10 protein-coding genes are annotated in these 17,473 nt (G+C 45.0%); 8 read left to right on the top strand and 2 right to left on the bottom strand.

Translation table 11 applies throughout. From position 1 onward, the window contains the following. Positions 1 to 477: 477 nt before the first annotated feature. Complete coding sequence (locus RMZ42_RS22030; protein ID WP_322673406.1) at positions 478 to 1,623, top strand: hypothetical protein; 1,146 nt, start codon at positions 478 to 480, stop codon at positions 1,621 to 1,623. Between the two features lie 635 nt (positions 1,624 to 2,258). Beyond that, positions 2,259 to 4,163, top strand: a complete 1,905-nt coding sequence (locus RMZ42_RS22025; RefSeq protein WP_322673405.1) for an adenylate/guanylate cyclase domain-containing protein — start codon at positions 2,259 to 2,261, stop codon at positions 4,161 to 4,163. A gap of 158 nt (positions 4,164 to 4,321) precedes the next feature. On the opposite strand, the gene RMZ42_RS22020 is transcribed toward RMZ42_RS22025, so the two are convergent. Further along, positions 4,322 to 5,497: a homospermidine biosynthesis protein gene (locus RMZ42_RS22020; protein ID WP_322673404.1), complete on the bottom strand. Its 1,176-nt coding sequence runs from the start codon at positions 5,495 to 5,497 to the stop codon at positions 4,322 to 4,324. Between the two features lie 883 nt (positions 5,498 to 6,380). Here RMZ42_RS22020 and RMZ42_RS22015 point away from each other — a divergent pair. From RMZ42_RS22015 to RMZ42_RS22000, 4 genes are all read left to right on the top strand, one after another. Further along, a complete protein-coding gene (locus RMZ42_RS22015) occupies positions 6,381 to 8,732 on the top strand; it encodes a family 2 encapsulin nanocompartment cargo protein terpene cyclase (protein WP_322673403.1) in 2,352 nt (783 codons plus the stop codon). Between the two features lie 93 nt (positions 8,733 to 8,825). After that, entirely contained in the window at positions 8,826 to 10,232 is a 1,407-nt protein-coding gene (locus tag RMZ42_RS22010) for a family 2B encapsulin nanocompartment shell protein (protein ID WP_322673402.1), read from the top strand. Positions 10,233 to 10,615: 383 nt separating this feature from the next. Next, positions 10,616 to 12,016, top strand: coding sequence for a family 2B encapsulin nanocompartment shell protein (locus RMZ42_RS22005; RefSeq protein WP_322673401.1), 1,401 nt, complete (start codon positions 10,616 to 10,618; stop codon positions 12,014 to 12,016). Between the two features lie 77 nt (positions 12,017 to 12,093). Continuing rightward, the gene (locus tag RMZ42_RS22000) at positions 12,094 to 13,647 is read left to right on the top strand and encodes an NAD(P)H-hydrate dehydratase (RefSeq protein WP_322673400.1); all 1,554 of its coding nucleotides are present in this window, start codon (positions 12,094 to 12,096) and stop codon (positions 13,645 to 13,647) included. A gap of 59 nt (positions 13,648 to 13,706) precedes the next feature. On the opposite strand, the gene larC is transcribed toward RMZ42_RS22000, so the two are convergent. Further along, on the bottom strand, positions 13,707 to 14,993 hold the full coding sequence (gene larC / locus RMZ42_RS21995; protein WP_322673411.1) for a nickel pincer cofactor biosynthesis protein LarC: 1,287 nt from the start codon (positions 14,991 to 14,993) through the stop codon (positions 13,707 to 13,709). A gap of 137 nt (positions 14,994 to 15,130) precedes the next feature. Between larC and RMZ42_RS21990 the strand changes: the two genes are divergently transcribed. Continuing rightward, positions 15,131 to 15,790, top strand: a complete 660-nt coding sequence (locus RMZ42_RS21990; protein ID WP_322673399.1) for an L-threonylcarbamoyladenylate synthase — start codon at positions 15,131 to 15,133, stop codon at positions 15,788 to 15,790. Positions 15,791 to 16,195: 405 nt separating this feature from the next. Further along, positions 16,196 to 17,416: a HetZ-related protein gene (locus tag RMZ42_RS21985; protein ID WP_322673398.1), complete on the top strand. Its 1,221-nt coding sequence runs from the start codon at positions 16,196 to 16,198 to the stop codon at positions 17,414 to 17,416. Positions 17,417 to 17,473 lie beyond the last annotated feature (57 nt).

Below are 17,473 nucleotides of genomic sequence, written 5' to 3'. Positions count from 1 at the left end.
TTCAGTTTTACCCTGTTGACAAGATTCTATTTTTCTTAACTTGACACCAATGGCAAGATGCCCACCCCACAATAAATAGTTGTATATTTTTTTATTTGGAAGTCCCTAATACCAATTCTATTAACGATCGCAACACATCCTTGAGTAAAGACGTGATGAATCGCGCCTGTACAAATGCTCTATTTGTCGCATTTTTTTTGATTGGTATAACGTCTCTGAAAAAGAAGATTTAGTGCTTTTCAATCAGTGGCGGGTCTGTAGCAAGATCCCATAGGGTATTCCCTACTGATTGTTCTGACTTGTGAATTATTCTTCAACCAGAATTTATATAAGGAACAAACAATCAGTACATTAGCGTCTGTCTCTATATCTCTCTGAAAACACAAATACTAAATTAATTCCAAGTGCTGAAGTTTTGGAATTATATACTTTATTGTCTACTTAGTGGCTGGATACTATTTTTAGTTATATTTTACTATGAAAATCATGCTGAAAAACTACTTTAACACCAATCAAGGGCGAATTTTCACTGCTTTGATTTTGACTGGAATTTTGTCTGTTGCTAGCAGTTTAACACTTGTAAAAGGTGCTACGGGGGCTTCTACAAATTTATCGCTAGAAACAAGCAATGAAGTTCTCAAAGAGAATATTAAACCAAACCGTTTGCCACGTCCAGTAGCTAATGCGGTACTGCGCGATTTAGCTCGCAGGCAGGGAATTTTTACTAGACAACTGCAAATTATTGACTACAATCAACAGACTTGGCGCAATGGTTGCTTGGAACTGCCTCAAGCTGATGAATTCTGTACCCAAGCCTTAGTTCCTGGTTGGCGGGTTGTGGTATCTAATGGCAAACAAAACTGGGTTTATCATACCAATAATAATGGGCGATCGCTACGTTTAGCTTCGGCAAATACTCCCTCAGAAAATCTGCCAAATAAATTACCCACATCTGTAAAAAATGCTGTTTTAAAAGCCGCATCCAAACGTTTGCAACAGCCAATTTCTCAGTTAACCATTATTGAGGCTCAACAGCAAACTTGGAGAGATAGCTGTTTAGAATTAGCTAATCCTGATGAATTATGTACCCAAGCTTTGGTATCAGGCTGGCGGGTGGTTGTCGGCGGAGTCGGTCAAACTTTGGTTTATCATACTAATCAAACAGGTTCCGCACTCAGGCTGAATCAAAAGGCTAACGAAACTACACTGGGGCCTGTGCAAATTCCAGCTAGTGAGTTACCACCACCGTTAGATCGAGATATAGTATTTCGCCAAATCTCCAGTGGGGGTTTTGCTGGCAGAACCTATGAGACTGTTTTACTCAAAGATGGGCGACTGATTCGCGTGCGGATTGGTGATGCTAATGATTCTGAACGTAGTGTTCGCCGCGTTTCTGTGCAACAGGTACAACAATTTGTGCGATCGCTAGAACGTTCTCAGTTTAGTAAATTTCGGAATTTGAGTTACCCAGCCCCCAGTGGTGCTGCTGATTACATCACCTACACCCTCACCAGCCAAGAAGGTACGGTTCAGTACAACGATATTTCTCAAAATAACCTGCCAAAGAATTTACAGACAGCAGTCAAAGCCTGGAATCAAATTGTCGCCAGCGCACAATCATAAACTTCATTGATGGAATTGAAGAATAAGAGAGTGGCGGGAACCTAGCTACAGAGTCGCCACTCTCTTATAAAGTGATGGGTTTCAAATTTCATAGATACTGGCGATCGCGCTATCTTGAAAAATCAACTTTCAAGATAGCGAAACTAATGAAAGGTGTTTACGGCAATATTTGGTTGAAATACTTATTTAATTCGCCGTTTTATAAAATACCACATAGGATTAAAATTAAACATGAAACCTACTGTTAACAAGCAGCTACTTGAACAGCAATATTATATTAAATTGTCAATCCCCCAAAAGAAGTAACTTAAAAATATTAATTAAGCTTATTTAGTTTAAATTGGGTAAGCAAGTTTGTAGTAAGGACTAAAGTGCTTATTATAAAATCTCTTGCACTAGCTTAGACATTCGACTAGTACAGCACGACGGAAATCTAGCTACTATCTCAATTAACTAGATAAGTTGCTCTGAACAACTTATTAAAGGTAGGCAAATTTCCGCCACAGCGAACTAGTATTTTTTGCTCAATTATACTCGATTAAGGTGAAAAAATAGCACGCTTAATCAAGTAATATAAACTTAGTAAAAAAATATTTTGGAAAAACAGGCTTGTATATTAATCAAACATTAATTACATGGAACAAGTCATTACTTCAATGCCAGATGCTTTGTTAGTAACCAGTAATTCAGGAAAAATAAAAAAAGTAAATCATGCTGCTCAACAATTATTTGGTTTTCAGGAAGAAGAATTAATAAATCAACCAATATCATTAATTATTGATGAGGATCAATTTTTAATTAAAGCTATTTGTCAACATTTTTATTTAAAGCATAATGCCCAAAATCTAGAAGTGGTTTGTCGAACCAAAACTAGAGAGAAACTGTTGATTGCTTTTTCTTGCTCAGTGATTCCCAAAAAAACAGAAGGGCTAGAAGATATTGTCTATATTGGTCGGGATATTACTGCTTGGCAACGCCGAGAACAGCGTACAAGTGCCCAGTATTCTATTACTCGCATATTATCAGAATCACAAAGCATAAAACAGGGAATTCCCCAAATTTTGCAGTCGATTTGTCAAAACTTGGGATGGGATTTAGGCGAACTTTGGACACCAAGCCAATATATTGGCACTTCCCTACAAGGAGATAGTCTTAATGCAGTACTAAGGTGTGTAGAAATTTGGTCAAGTCGATTAGTTTCTGTCCGAGAGTTTAAAGCAATCACTTGGCAAACTACTTATATACCTGGTGTTGGCTTACCTGGTCGAATTTGGATCAGACGTTTACCTTTGTGGATTAAAGATATCACAGTAGATGGAGATCAAAGGCGATCGCTACCGGCTGCGGAGGCTGGATTGCACGCAGCTTTTGGCTTCCCCATTTTAGACGATAGTGAAATCTTAGGAGTGATGGTTTTCTTTAGTCGAGAGTTACTACCAAAAGATAAAGACCTATTGCAAATGATGGGTTCTATTGGTAGCCAAATTGCCCAATTTATCAAACGCAAACAAGCAGAAAATGCTCTTGTAGAAAGTGAAGAGCGATATCGAGATTTATTTGAAAATGCTAATGACTTGATTCAATGTGTCAATCCATTTGGTCGGTTTTTATATGTCAATCGTGCATGGCGAGAAACTTTGGGATATAGCGAAGCTGAAATTGCGAATATGAGTATTTTCGATATTATACATCCAGAGTTTAAACAAAGCTGTTTGCAAAGATTTTATCGCGTACTATCAGGAGAAAACCTTGGGCAAGTAACAGCTATATTCGTTACTAAAGATGGTCAAACAATCTTTTTAGAAGGTAATATTAATTGTAAATTTGTTGAAGGTCATCCAGTTGCGATTCGCGGCATTTTTCGCAATATAAGCCAGCGAGTAGCAGCAGAAGAAGCACTTTGTTATCAGCAGAAAGAAGCCGAACGTTTATTGCTGAATATTTTGCCAGTCGCAATTTCTAGAGAAGTAAAAGAACAACCAGCAAAAATTGCCGAAGACTTTGCTGATGTCACAGTTTTATTTGCAGATATCATTGGCTTCACCGAAATTGCTACTTCTATGAGTGCAATTCAACTGCTGAACCTACTCAACCCAATTTTCTCAGTTTTCGATCGCCTCACCGAACGATATAGTTTAGAGAGAATCAGAACCATTAACGATGCCTATGTGGTGGTTGGTGGCTTACCTACACGCCGCCAAGATCGTGCTGAAGCGATCGCTCTGATGGCACTGGATATGCAAACTGCGATCGCTCTATTTAATATTGAGAATAACCAAAATTTCAACATCCGTATCGGCATCCATAGCGGTTCGGTAGTCGGGAAAGTCATCGATCTGAATAAGTTTACTTATGAATATAAAGACACGGTAAACATCGCTCGCTCTATGGAATCGCAAGGTATTGCTGGTAAAATCCAAGTTACAGAAAATACTTATAAGTGCTTGTGCGATGAATTTGTATTTGAAAAACGAGGCGAAATTGAAGTTGAAGGTAAAGGGAAGATGACAACTTATTTGTTGATTGGACGCAAGGAATGAGGGCATTGGGCATTGGGCATGGGGCATGGGGCATGGGGAAGAGACAAGGTAGACAAGAAAAAAGGAAAAGACTTGTTCAATAATTCCCCCTTGTCCCCTTGTCCCCTTGTCCCCTTGTCCCCTTGTCTCCCCTGCTCCCCTGCTCCCTGCCTATCCCCTTAGTGAGTATTCGGAATCAGCCTTCCACAGGGATAAGTTGCTGTTTGCTGTGAAGCACTGTCAGCAACTGCTGCTGGAATCCGATCTGATGGTTGGGTTTTGGCTGCTAGATAATCTTTTTGCAGTTTATCTAAAATGGCTTCTCGCCTGTCGTATATACGCTTCAGGGGACGAGGCTGGCATTTGTTTAACACATACGCACTCACTAGTGGTAGAGCGATCGTGCTATCGGTATAACAAACGATTGTGTTAGGTAACTCATCCGGGTCAATTTTACCCCAGCTGACAGCTTCTGATGGGGTTGCCCCAGATAAACCGCCTGTATCTGGACGTGCATCGGTAAATTGCACAAAGTAATCGTGTCCTCGTTCTTCCAACCCCAAAACCTCGTGAAGTTGCGGTTGGGTTTGTAGCAAAAAGTTTTTAGGACTACCGCCACCAAGAATTACAGCCGCACTTTTACCTCCTGATTCACGGGCATTATATGCGATCGCGGCTGTCTCATTCACGTCAATTGATGGATCTATTACCAACTGCGAACCTTCCAATGCTAAAGCCGCCACGTTCATCCCAATTGAACTATCTCCTGGAGAAGACGTATAAATCGGTACGCCATACTCATAAGCTGTAGCTAGCAAGCAGGAATGCTGCACACCCAATTGCTTTTCTACTTCTCGGACATATTTACCTAGTAAATGGTGAAACTCAGCCGTTCCCATCCGCTTTTGAAACGCTTCTCCTTGGAGAATCTTGCGGATGAACGCATCAGTTTCTAGCAGCACATCGTAACCAAAAATAATGTCATAAATGCGGATCGTGCCTTCTTGACGAAGTTTCACATCATCCAAAAACGGATTACCAGCAAAGAGTTCAAAACCCAATCCGTAGTGCATATCGTGGTAAAGATTTGCACCAGTGCTAATCATCCAGTCAATAAAGCCGTTGCGAATTAAAGGTGCAAGCGCTGAAACCCCAAATCCTGCTGGCGTCATCGCACCGGAAAGGCTAACTCCCACCGTGACACCTTCCGTTAGGACATCGCGACTCAGTAGTTGGCAGATTTCCCGCAACCGCGCTGAGTTGTAAGCGGTGAAGTATTGATCGATCAAATCCACCACACTGATATCATTTGATATCGGTGTGGGTGCAATTTTTTGACCCAGCTGTTTAGACATTTTGGCACTCCCTAACAGTAAACACGCCGAATCTAATAGTATCTAGCTTTCAGCCAAAGTGACAGCAATACTTTTTTACCACTAGCTTGAAAAAATAAGTGAGCAGTAGGAGAAGAAAACTTTTTCAACCCTTTTGGGATTTTCTTATGATTAGCTGTCTTGAAACCTTATAAGTATTTCACAGGCATATTAGTCACATTGCTGCAAAATCGCACTATAGCTTTACTAGCACTGGGTTGTAATCCAGTGTGTGCGATCGCTTTTTCGGTTTTGGAATAGTGATACCTTAATGGACATTAGTTGCAAAAATTAACAATTAGTATTTTTTCTTTAATAACTATCTTAAATCTTTTAACTATCTGCTTAACTGTCTTAACTGTCTTCTAATTCTTCAATTTTTGATTTAACTATTTGTTTAACGGTCTTAACTGTCTTAAGTGTCTTCTAATTCTTCAATTTTTAATTTAACTATTTGCTTACAGCTTCAATGTACGGCTTGCTTTTTATTTACAACTATGAAAAGTTATGAGAACACCACAATCTAGTAATTAAAATTTATTTGCCAACAACTCCAAATATTAGTCCTATAGTTCGTTACTTAGATTATGAGCAGAATGGCACTAAGATATCAGCAAATCCAGTATTCATAAGACTTTTGGGTGTGGTGTGTCGGGTGTCGGGTGTAGTGACGAAAAAGTTTATTAATGTTCGCACTTGTTGTTCATTTTCTTGATTTGTTCCCTACACCCGACACCCTACCCCCTACACCCTGCCCTGACTAGGTTTCACGTTTTCTTAGTGCCATTCGATTATGAGCATCTTAATAATATTATCGCCTTGAAACGAGCCACCACAAGCAAACCAAATGTGGGGATCTAACTGGATGGTGATGATACTTGCGAACTGCAACAATGCTCAGATCGTCCACGAAATAAAGATAGAAGAAGACTCCAGAGGAGGTTTAGCGCAGATCATGCAACCCTTTGAACTGCCAGAATTTTACACGCCTTGGCCCGCACGGCTGAACCCAAACCTGGAAGCGGCACGAGTCCATTCCAAAGCGTGGGCTTACGAGATGGGGATACTTGGCTCAGAAGAAGAAGCACAAAGCTCGGTTATTTGGGATGAACATACATTCGATGCCCACGACTACGCCTTACTTTGCTCTTATACCCATCCAGATGCGCCGGGAGCGGAGCTTGACTTAGTAACCGACTGGTATGTTTGGGTATTCTTCTTCGACGATCATTTCCTAGAAATCTATAAGCGCACCCAAGACATGGCTGGGGCAAAGCAGTATCTTGACCGACTGCCAGCGTTTATGCCAGTGCATCCCACTGATACCCCTTCCGTTCCGACCAACCCAGTAGAGCGCGGCTTGGCTGATTTGTGGTCTCGTACCGCCTTTACTAAATCTGTGGACTGGCGACTTCGATTCTTCGAGAGTACCAAGAACCTCCTAGAAGAGTCTCTGTGGGAACTCGCCAATATCAACCAAGATCGGGTCGCCAACCCCATCGAATACGTCGAAATGCGCCGCAAAGTTGGTGGCGCTCCTTGGTCAGCGGATCTTGTCGAACACGCCGTGTTTATAGAGATTCCGGCCGAAATCGCCTCGACTCGGCCAATGCGTATCCTCAAAGACACATTTGCCGATGGAGTGCATCTTCGCAACGACCTATTCTCCTACCAAAGAGAAGTGGAGGATGAAGGTGAGAACGCTAACTGCGTGCTGGTCTTGGAGCGCTTTTTAAATGTCAGTACTCAGGAGGCAGCTAACCTCACTAACGAACTGTTGACCTCGCGGTTATACCAGTTTGATAACACTGCTGTCACCGAGTTGCCCCCCCTGTTTGAGGAGTACGGACTAGATCCAGTGGCTCGTGTTAACGTTCTCCTTTACATCAAAGGACTCCAGGACTGGCAATCGGGCGGTCACGAGTGGCACATGCGATCGAGCCGTTACATGAATAAGGGAGGAGACAATTCTCCAACATCTACGATTCTGGGAGGCCCCACAGGTCTAGGCACATCGGCTGCGCGTATTCAATCGCTATACGCCGCCTTGGGTTTGGGAAGGTTCAAGAGCTTTACTCACATTCCATACCAGGCTGTGGGACCGGTGACACTGCCGAAGTTTTACATGCCGTTCACTACAAGCTTGAATCCCCATCTGAATGCTGCGCGGAAGCATTCCAAGGAATGGGCGCGCCAGATGGGGATGCTGGAATCACTACCTGGGATTCCTGATGCCGTCATCTGGGATGACCACAAGTTTGATGTTGCCGACGTAGCCCTTTGCGGTGCGTTGATCCATCCGAATGGATCTGGTCCTGAGCTGAATCTGAGCGCGTGCTGGCTTGTTTGGGGAACCTATGCCGACGATTACTTCCCGGCGCTTTACGGAAATAACCGCAACATGGCTGGTGCGAAAGTGTTCAACGCCCGACTGTCGGCGTTTATGCCTCTGGATGACTCCATCCCCAGCGAGGTTCCAACCAATCCAGTGGAAGCCGGCTTGGCAGATATTTGGTCTCGCACAGCAGGCCCCATGTCCGCAAATGCGCGGACTCAGTTCCGCCGGGCGATTCAGGATATGACTGATAGCTGGGTGTGGGAACTCGCCAACCAGATCCAAAATCGGATTCCCGACCCGATAGATTATATTGAAATGCGCCGTAAGACCTTTGGCTCGGATCTGACCATGAGTCTGTCCCGACTAGCTCAGGGCAACGAGATCCCGCAGGAGATTTACCGCACCCGAACAATGCGATCGCTCGATAATTCCGCCGCCGACTTCGCCTGTTTTACCAACGATATCTTCTCCTATCAAAAAGAAATCGAATTCGAGGGTGAAATCCATAACTGTGTGCTGGTCGTTCAGAATTTCCTCAACTGCGGTAAAGCACAGGCCGTTGAAGTTGTCAACAACCTGATGACTTCTAGGGCGCTACAGTTTCAACACATCGTCGCCACCGAACTGCCAGTTCTTTTCGATGATTTCGACCTGGATGCAAGTACCCGCAAAAAACTGCTCGGATACGTCAAGAAACTAGAGCAGTGGATGTGCGGCGTACTCAAATGGCATATAACGGTAGACCGCTATAAAGAATTTGAATTGCGTAGTACGTTAGCAGGGCGGCTACTTAGCGGGCCCAGAGGGCTGGGTACTTCAGCTAGGCGTATTGGCTCGTCGATCGGTCAGGGGAGTCTCAAGTCATTACTCGGTCAATGAAGTTAGGTTTTCTTGTCGGTGAGTTAATTCAAGGTCAGTATGCGATCGCGTGAGATCAATTTTTTTAGTAACTAAAAAGTGGAGGATTGAGTTGTGACTTATTCTAACGACCCCAATTTGGTAGAAGATCGGCAGCCCCAGTTAACTTTAAGTACAGCGGCGGCGCGTAATTTGGCGACAACGGCCAAATCTGCACCGCAGACTCAGGAAATTACATCGCGGTGGTTATTGAAGCTGTTGCCGTGGGTGCAGACGAAAGGTGGCGCTTATCGAGTCAACCGTCGGTTGAGTTATGCCGTGGGTGATGGACGGGTGACTTTCACCAACACTGGAGCTGCGGTGCAGGTGATTCCTCTGGAACTCACTGAGTTGCCCTTGCTGCGAGGGTTTAACAACCTTGACGTTTTGATCGGATTAGCAAACCAGTTTGTTCAGCAGGAGTATGCTCCAGATGATGTAATCGTCGAACTTGGTCAGCCTGCCGATCGCGTGATTCTGATTGCTCGTGGCAAGGTAAACAAGATTGGTGTTGGCAAGTATGGCGAGCAGATCGTGTTCGATGTGCTAGCTGACGGCGACCATTTCGGTGATGAAACTGTGGTGCAGTCCGAGGATACTTGGCAGTACACCCTCAAGGCGATTACCAGAACCATAGTTTTATCGCTGCCTCAAGCGGTGTTTGAGAGGGCGATCGCTCAGTCTGAGGCGTTGCGAACTCATGTTGAACAGTTCCGCGTTCGCCTGAACCAGCCACAGACTCCCCAAGGTGAAGCCGCTATTGAGCTGGCGGCTAATCATCCCCAAGAGGCTGAGTTGCCGGGAACCTTCGCCGATTACGAACTCAAACCTAGAGAATATGAGTTGAGCATTGCTCAAACGGTCTTGCGAGTAAGTACGCGGGTAGCCGATCTGTACAACGAACCGTACAACCAGACAGAAGAACAACTGCGGCTGACTATTGAGGCATTGCGGGAACGTCAAGAACACGAGCTGCTCAACAACCGCGAATTCGGGTTACTGCACAACGCCGACCTCAAACAACGTATCTACAGCAGTAGCGGCGCACCTACTCCCGATGACCTTGACGAACTGTTGGCGACAGTATGGAAGGAGCCGGGATTCTTCCTGGCTCACCCCCGCACGATCGCTGCCTTCGGTCGTGAGGCCAACCGCCTGGGTCTCTATCCACAAAGCGTAGATGTGAATGGCGTTCAGGTCACATCTTGGCGCGGCGTACCCATCTTTCCTTCCAGCAAGATCCCCATCACTAATAACCGCACCAGTTCTATCCTTTTACTCCGCACTGGTGTAGAAAAACAAGGGGTAATCGGCTTACATCAAACTGGTATCCCCGATGAATACCAACCCAGCTTGTCTGTTCGATTTATGGGCATCAGCGAAAAGGCAATCATTTCCTACCTCGTCACCGCCTACTACTCCGCAGCCGTCCTCACTCCTGACGCACTTGGTATCCTCGAAGATGTTGAAATCGGGCGCTAAATATCAGGAGTGCTGAGTGTTGAGTGCTGAGTGTTGAGTGCTGGTGCTGAGTGAGTAAAATTAGCGCTGACTAGACCTCTTGCATAAATCAAAAATAAGAAAGAACCCCACCCCGCCAAAGCTACGCTTTGTCTCCCCTCCCCGCAAACGGGGAGGGGTTGGGGGTGGGGTGTTAGGAACTTTTGCAAGAGACTCCATGAGCTGCGCTCACAAGGAACAATGAAAATAATCTGGGAATGATTCTGCGTTGTTTCAGCCTCTATTTTTAAGGCAGGTCTACTGTTGATACTCCGCAAGAAAGTAGGCGGTCTTTTAACTCAGCACTTGGAACTCAGCACTCAGCACTGAATGGCACTTTTATTAATAACTAAGAGGATCGGTTGATGACGGATTTTATTGAATCAAATTTAAATGTTGAGAGTGGACAACCTCAACTGAGTTTGAGTAAAGATGCTGCGCGTAATTTGTCCACGACCACCAAATCTGCACCGCAAACGCAGGAAATTACCTCACGATGGTTGTTGAAGATGTTGCCGTGGGTGCAAACGAAGGGTGGGACTTATCGAGTTAACCGTCGGTTGACCTATACGGTGGGTGATGGACGGTTAAGTTTCTCTAACACCGGAGCCGAAGTGCAGGTGATTCCCCAGGAACTTGGTGAGTTGCCCTTGCTGCGAGGATTTGACGACACCGAGGTGCTGAGGGCGTTGGCAAGTCGGTTTGTTCAGCAGGAGTTCGCGCCTGGTGATATCATTGTCCAGTCAGGTCAACCAGCCAATCAGCTTTTCTTGATCGCACATGGCAAGGTAAACAAGATTGGTATTGGCAAGTATGACGAGCAGCCTCTGTTGGATATGCTAGCTGACGGTGATTATTTTGGCGATCTGTTGGTGTCAGAAAGCAATTGGAAGTTTACGGTCAAAGCTGTGACCCAATGCACAGTATTGGCGCTACCACAACAGGCATTTCGAGAACAGCTTAACCAGTCGCAGGCGTTACAGGCTCAGGTTGAGCAATTTCGGACTCGCGCAGAACTTCCACAAAACAAGTATGGGGAAGCTGCGATCGCGTTGTCAACTGGTCATAGTCAAGAGACGACGTTACCAGGAACATTTGTTGACTACGAACTCTCACCCCGCGAATATCAGTTAAGCATTGCTCAGACTGTGTTGCGAGTCAGTACTCGCGTTGCGGATCTGTACAATCAACCATACAACCAGACGGAAGAACAATTGCGGCTGACGATTGAGGCATTGCGGGAACGTCAAGAATACGAGTTGATCAACAACCGCGAATTTGGATTGTTGCACAACGCCGACCTCAAACAGCGCATCTACACTCGCAGCGGTCCCCCCACTCCCGATGACCTGGATGAATTAGTCACCCGTCGGCGGAAGCCGAGGTTCTTCTTGGCTCATCCCCGCACTATTGCAGCCTTCGGTCGCCAGTGCAACCGTCGAGGCATCTATCCAGACACCATCGACATGGACGGGAGCAAAATAATCACGTGGCGCAATGTACCGATTCTACCCTGTAACAAGATCCCGATTACTAAGAATCAAACCAGTTCTATCCTTATACTCCGCACTGGTGAGAAAGATCAGGGCGTGATTGGCTTACATCAAACTGGTATCCCGGATGAATACCAACCCAGTTTGTCTGTCCGATTTATGGGCATCAGCGAAAAGGCCATTATCTCCTACCTCGTTACAGCCTACTACTCCGCAGCTGTCCTCATCCCCGACGCACTTGGCATCCTTGAAGATGTGGAAATCGGTTTGTAACTTTTTTGAGTGGAATATGAGTCAATTTTGCTAAACTTTCAGTTACCCTGAAACTCATAACTCACCACTCAGGACTAATGCAAGATAGGCAAGAACAAATTTCGCAAGTGGTAGTGACTGCTGGGCAGATGCGCGATATTGAAAAGCGGATCTTTGCAGCGGGAATGCCTGTAGTTGCTTTGATGGAAAAGGTAGCGGGATTAATTGCTCGTCGCATTCCAGAGATTCCTGCAAACACCCCTTTGTTAAGGGGATCTCGTGTGGGAATTCTTGTCGGCCCCGGTCATAATGGTGGCGATGCTTTAGTCGTAGCTCGTGAATTATACTTTCGTGGGTATAAAGTTTGGATTTATTCTCCTTTTTCTAAGCTTAAAGAATTAACTTCGCAGCACTTGCAATATGCCCAGAGTTTGGGCATTCCAATTTATCAAACAATTGAGCAACTGCCAGATTCTGATTTGTTGATTGATGGCTTGTTTGGATTTGGTTTAGAAAGAAACCTGACCGATCACATTGCCTCTGCAATTAATCAGTTAAATGAATTATCTATACCGATTTATAGTATCGATTTACCTTCAGGTTTACACACCGACACTGGCGTTGTATTGGGAACTGCCATTCGCGCCACTCACACATTTTGCTTAGGTTTATGGAAACTCGCTTTCTTCCAAGATCGGGCGTTGGAATATCTCGGTAAAGCTGAGTTAATCGATTTTGATATTCCTTTAGCTGATGTGGAAGCTGTTCTCAAAGATGCACCTAAAATTAAACGTATTACACGAGCAAAGGCACTTGCTACTTTACCTTTACCCCGTCCAGCAGTTACTCACAAATATAAAGAAGGACATTTACTGCTAATTTGCGGTTCGCGGCGCTATGCCGGTGGGGCGATTTTAACTGGTTTGGGTGCTAGGGCTAGTGGTGTCGGGATGCTTTCGATTGCCGTACCCGAATCCTTGAAATCTCTTTTGGTGTCACACTTGCCAGAAGCACTAATTGTCGGTTGTCCAGAAACGGAAAGTGGAGCGATCGCCCACCTACAATTACCACAAAACACCGATCTGAGTTCCTTTAATGTGATCGCTTGTGGCCCCGGTTTAACACGAGATGCTACTCCCATTGTCCAAGAAGCGATCGACAGCGATCGCCCTTTGCTTCTCGATGCCGATGGTTTAAATATCTTGGCACAAATGGGAGCGATCGCCACATTAAAAAAACGCCAAGCAGTAACCGTACTTACACCCCACACTGGCGAATTTGAACGATTGTTTCCTGATGTCGCCGATGCCAAACATGACAAAGTGAAAGCAGTACAGGAAGCTGCCGCCGAAAGTGGGGCGATAGTATTGTTAAAAGGGGCAAGAACTGCGATCGCCAAGCCTCAAGGTGCTGTTTGGATTGTTCCTGAAAGCACACCCGCCTTGGCCCGTGGCGGTAGCGGTGACGTGTTAACTGGACTACTGGGTGGATTGTTGGCGCAAACAGCAATGAAGCAGATTCCCATAGAAGATATTGTCGCAACTGCTGCATGGTGGCATTCCCAAGCAGGTATTTTAGCAGCCCAAGAGCGTAGCGAATTGGGTGTAGATGCGTTTACATTGACACAATATTTGCTAAAAACTCTAACTTAGTCAAATTCCTCGTTCCCAGTCGGAGACTGGGAACGAGGAATGAGGAATGAGGAATTGGATCAGGGATTGACTAAATACCAACGCTGTAGAGCCAAACGCTGAATTTCGCGCCAGGGAATATTATGTTTTCGGGCTAAGTCTGCACAATCTTCATATTCTGGCTGCACATTTGCAATAACTTTTTCTGGCGATCGCCCTTTCCATGCTACTTTGACACGCACCTTGCCGTATTCCGTTTCCACTTGTTGAATTTCTCGTTGTAAAATAGCGCGTTGCTGAGTTGTGCGCCGAATGCCTAAAGTTGTAGTTTCGCGGAAGATGACAGCTTCACAACTGAGTAAATTTTCTGGATGACAAATCACAGTTAGCAAAATTCCCAGACGCGACTTTTTCATACCGATCACTTGAGTAAAAACATCCAGCGCACCAGCAGCAAACAATGCCTCAAACGCATAGCCAATCGCTTGTGGATTCAAATCATCAATTTGGGTTTCTAATACCGAGATGGTTTCCAAATTTGAGCTAGTTTCTTCAGAATCACTGAAATTTGACTGCAAACTTGCGCTTTCACCCAACCAGAGGCGTAAAATATTGGGAATGGGTAAATTGATGGTTCCTGCTCCCAATCCTATCTGCTTGATAGCGATCGCAGGTGGTGAACCAAAATCTCTTGCCAAAGTAGTGGCGATCGCGGCTCCTGTTGGTGTTACTAATTCTCTGTCAATGCCATTACTATAAACTGGACAACCCCGCATTTCCCACAGCTTTAATACCGCTGGTACTGGTACTGCCATCTGACCGTGTGCAGCCCGAACAGTGCCGCCACCAGTCGGAAACGCCGAGCAGTAAAGTAAGGGCAATCCTCGATCGTTGCTCGCAATCCCCAACCAATCCAACCCCAGGCAAGTACCCACAATATCTACGATCGCATCTATAGCACCAACCTCATGAAAATGAACTTTTTCAGGTGAAATGCCATGCACCGCCCCTTCTGCCACCGCTAGCTGCCGAAATACCGCCAAACTCCAAGCTTCTGCCCTTGATGGCAACTGAGCTTTGAGAATCATCTGCTCTATTTCTGGCAAGTGGCGTGTGTGATGGTGACTGTGTTCGTGGTCGTGGTGATGGTGGTGATGGCGATCGTGTACTAAATCCACATGGACTTTAGTCGCCTGTTGACCATTCCGTTGGACAAGTTCCGCCCTTAACTGATATTCCTGTTCAATACCCAACCCATTAAGTTTTTCAATTAAATACTCCACAGGAACACCCAAACTGACCAAAGCACCCAGGCACATATCACCAGAAATTCCTGTCGGACATTGAAGATAAGCGATTTTATTCATAGTCATTAGTTATTAGTCATTGGTCATTGGTCATTAGTCATTAGTCATTAGTCAAGAATAATTTTTTATTCTCCCCAATCCCCAGTCCCCAGTCCCCAGTCCCCAATCCCCAATCCCCAATCCCCAATCCCCGTCCTATGGCAAAAATTTTCCCAGTTCATCCGGATAATCCTCAAATTCGCCGAATAGAGGAAATAAAGTCGGCGCTCTCTAGTGGCGCAGTCATGCTTTACCCTACTGATACAGTCTATGCGATCGGTTGTGATTTGAATGCCAAGTCGGCGGTAGAACGAGTGCGGCAAATTAAACAGCTAGCAAACGATAAACCATTGACATTTTTATGTCCCTCGCTTTCAAATGTGGCAACTTATGCCTTCGTAAGTGACACAGCCTATCGGATTATGAAACGCCTGATTCCAGGGCCATACACGTTTTTGCTCCCAGCTACGAAGCTAGTACCGCGATTGGTGCAAAGCCCCAAGCGGAAAACTACTGGAATTAGAGTACCAAACCATACTGTGTGTTTGGAGTTGCTGGCAGCCTTGGGCAATCCGATTATTTCAACTTCAGCACATCTGCCACCAGATGAAGCAGATAATGGCATGATTCGGATAGATCCTGAAACGATTCAGTCGCGGGTAGAGCTATTCGATCGTTTGGATAAGTTGGTAGACATAATTGTAGACACTGGCGAGGAACCTACATTTGAAGTATCTACCATCCTAGATATGACCGGAGACGAAGCAGCAATTATACGGAGGGGTTTAGGTTGGGAAGCAGCAGCAGCATGGGTATAAGAATTCCACTTCACAGGCGCACCTCTTTGTTTCGGAAATTGTGATAAAAATAACTCCAGTTTTCAAATTGTCATATTTAAAAGCGATGTTTAGGATGGGCTGTTCGGTGAGGCAGTGGATATAAGAGGATGGTGGCAAAACTTGCCACAGTAAGGTATTTGACAACTTTCAAAAAATGGCGGGTACTCGTGTGCCAGCGTTGAGATGGTGGCTTGTGAACAAAACCGACACATTGCCAGAACTGTAACTCTTTCGTATTTCCTATAGTTTTGATATATGAGCTTTAGATGTGAGCATTATATACGGCAAGTCTTGATGGATGAATGCCTAAAGATTCACAAGCCTTGGACGGTCTTGATTGCTGTGTCTGCGTTGTAATTACGGTGCAATACTACTGGAAAAGTCATGAAAGCTAACGTCGTCAATCTACCAAACTCTACACCCATTTTTGAGAACCACGTTTCAAATGAAGAATTTTCAGATAGCAGCAGCGATCGCTTGATTCAATTGCTGTCTGAGGAAATGCAAGCGCAAGTGAAAGCAACACCCAAGTGTGTAGAAGCTTTAGCAAAGCGCATAGCCGTAGAAGTAGAACGCATTTGCGATAAAAGCTCCCGCATTCAAACATCTGGGGAAATCAAGTCTTGGCAGATGACGTTGGGAAGGCATCGGATGCAAAAATGCTTACGTTACTACCAACTAGGTTCTAAACAAGGGCGGGTGGAATTACATAGCAATTTGGGTGCTATGGTTTACCGTCATGTAACTATATCTGGTTCGGAGTTGGGCTTTGATGCTCGTTACAGCCTGATTGAAGATTTTTTACAAGCATTTTATATCGAAGCAATCAAAGCTTTCCGTAGAGAAAATGAACTACCAGAGAATCACACGCCGCGTACTCAGCTGCAATTAGCTGAATACATGGCTTTTACAGAACAGTATGCCAAACGCCGGATCAATTTACCTGGTGGTGCAAATCAGCAATTGATTATCTTGCGGGCCCAAGGTTTTGCTCGTCGTCAGCCCCAAGAAACCACCGTGGATATTGAAATGGCGGTAGAGTCTGCTAAGGGTGAAGAAGCAGAATCTTACCAGCGTAACTCGGCGGTGCAGCAGTTGCGATCGCAAATGATAGCCCAAACTAATTTCGATCCATCTGAAGAATCAGAACGCGATCGCGTCATCACTGAATTGATGAAATACCTGGAGTCTCAAGGTCAATCTGATTGTATGAACTACCTCAGCTTGAAACTTCAAGACCTTTCAGCCCCAGAAATCGACCAAATTCTTGGTTTAACCAGCCGTCAGCGCGATTATCTCCAACAGCGCTTTAAATACCACGTAGAAAAGTTTGCCAAACAACACCACTGGCAATTGGTACATCAATGGTTAGGTGCGGGTTTAGAGCAAAAGTTGGGTTTATCTTCCCAGCAGTGGGAAATTTTTATGAATCAACTCACAGAACAGCAACAGCAAATATTAGAGTTAAAAACTGCACGGGAAAACGACATTGCGATCGCTAAAACCATCAAATGCACCCCCAAACAGCTACAAAAGCGCTGGACTCAACTTTTAGAAATCGCATGGTCTATCCGCAACGGTCATACTGAAGCACAAACAGGTTGAAGCTAAGGTGAAATAACTAAAAAACATTATCGAAGCTTATGACTGGGAAGAAGAGCG

Source organism: Nostoc sp. DedQUE05 (genome assembly GCF_034530955.1).
In the GTDB taxonomy this organism is placed as follows: Bacteria; Cyanobacteriota; Cyanobacteriia; order Cyanobacteriales; family Nostocaceae; genus Nostoc.
The sequence above is the reverse complement of the archived record's forward strand: the minus strand, read 5'-3'. Positions and strand labels throughout refer to the sequence as shown.